Below are 1,588 nucleotides of genomic sequence, written 5' to 3' on the forward strand. Positions count from 1 at the left end.
TTTCCTGCATATGTGTACCTTACAATTGTACCATCTGATTCCTTTTCTTCAAGCAGTACCGGATATTTTTCCGTGTAGTCCCACACATACTCTTTTTCTTACTGACTTCGGTGCCTGAAACCGATTTGTATTATGTTTTCGTTTCTTTATTTCACCCGTAGTTTTTATCCAGATAGGTATCTTTCGAAATATTCTATCTTGATTTTGCAATGTCCTTTCGTATACCCAACTCCGCAAAATTTCGCTAGTGTCTATTAATTAACATCATGGATTCTTAATTGCTTCGCAGCAGCCATGATGGTTAATTAATAGACGTGCAAGAGTTGTAGGTTATTGGAAGTCCAAAAGTATAACCCTAATTAAAATATAAGTTTCTCTCCGGTTTCAGAATTTACAAAATATTTTTGTGAGCCATCATACTCTAAGGTCAATTCTGTTCCAATTGGTAATTCAAAAATTGGAGCAATTGCAGGCTCTATTTCAAAAATTGTGCCCCAATCACAGATGACCATGTTTTTTGAATCTGCCAAAAATTCATCTGTATCTATTTCCGAAAGAAATCTCCACCCATTATCAATATTATTTACACTCTCTTCTCTAAAACACCATTTTACTCGTCCTCTTTTTTCTAATATATTCTTTGAAACAACAGAACCTCCTAAGTTCATTGTGCTATGCATATTTTTCCTCCAATCTTTTTTTTAGTTCATCGCTTCCCCTTTCCATAATCAGTTTGCGAATGCTAAATCCATTCTTGTTTTTCTCATCAACATCTGTTACTTGTTCAAAACATTCTTCAATAAAATTCATTGTACTCTCTGAACGTTCCTTAAAAGCTTCCATGCATAATGAGAAAAAGGCTGTATTACCATACTTTACATCTTTTTGCATTACCGAAGTACCTTTACTTAGCAATAATTTTCCGATTTCAACTGCTTCGATACAATTTATATTGGGAGCCAAAAAATGAAATTCATTATTCCCTTCTTTTGACACTATGTTTACTTTTGCATTGTTATCAAGTAAAAATTTTGATATTTCAAATTTTCTGGATACTAAGCTTCTTTCAAGAATACTCATTCCACTATCATCTACCCAATTAATGATATCAGATACATTATCGTCTTTTAACTTTATTTTTTCATATAAATCTTTTAATGTACCAAATTTAACAATTGTCCCATAATCTGCTTTCTCAATATTCATTTTTATTTCCTCACTCATATTTATGACTTCTATTTGTACTAGGTAATTCTGGTCTGTAATTTTTAGGATTACGATACCATTCTAAAAATTCATCTTTTGAAATCACATCATCCATATATAATTGATGCATTTCAGAGTATTTCTCACCAGGAATATGCCCCATATCCCATTGACCATTTCTCGGTTTAGTTTTATCCCATGTAATTTCAACGCCAGATGGGTCATAAACTTTTCCTGTAATAGGGTCTTTCGCATTCTCCCAAACTTCATTTACTTGATTTTTACCATAAGATGGGCGACTATTTGTATATGGTTTACTTCCACTACCACCCTCATACGACACGCTTCCTGCTTCATCTGCCATAAACCCTGCTAGTTTTCC

Annotated in this window: 3 protein-coding genes; all 3 read right to left on the bottom strand. The window is 33.2% G+C overall.

Annotated features, from left to right (window positions below):
* Positions 1 to 359 precede the first annotated feature (359 nt).
* Positions 360 to 680: a DUF2185 domain-containing protein gene (locus DWX29_RS12440; protein WP_118565972.1), complete on the bottom strand. Its 321-nt coding sequence runs from the start codon at positions 678 to 680 to the stop codon at positions 360 to 362.
* On the bottom strand, positions 673 to 1,206 hold the full coding sequence (locus DWX29_RS12445) for an ankyrin repeat domain-containing protein (protein WP_147365064.1): 534 nt from the start codon (positions 1,204 to 1,206) through the stop codon (positions 673 to 675). Before DWX29_RS12445 ends, DWX29_RS12440 begins: the two co-directional genes overlap by 8 nt.
* A gap of 10 nt (positions 1,207 to 1,216) precedes the next feature.
* On the bottom strand, positions 1,217 to 1,588 hold a 372-nt coding region (locus DWX29_RS12450; protein WP_199663701.1), incomplete at its 5' end, for an HNH/ENDO VII family nuclease.

The sequence above is a fragment of the Eubacterium sp. AF19-12LB genome (genome assembly GCF_003479125.1).
Taxonomy (GTDB): Bacteria; Bacillota; Clostridia; order Lachnospirales; family Lachnospiraceae; genus Eubacterium_U; species Eubacterium_U album.

Bases quoted from the DNA above. Each gene is read 5' to 3' on its own strand.
- DWX29_RS12445 (WP_147365064.1), bottom strand. From the start codon at position 1,206: ATGAATATTGAGAAAGCAGATTATGGGACAATTGTTAAATTTGGTACA.
- DWX29_RS12440 (WP_118565972.1), bottom strand. From the start codon at position 680: ATGCATAGCACAATGAACTTAGGAGGTTCTGTTGTTTCAAAGAATATA.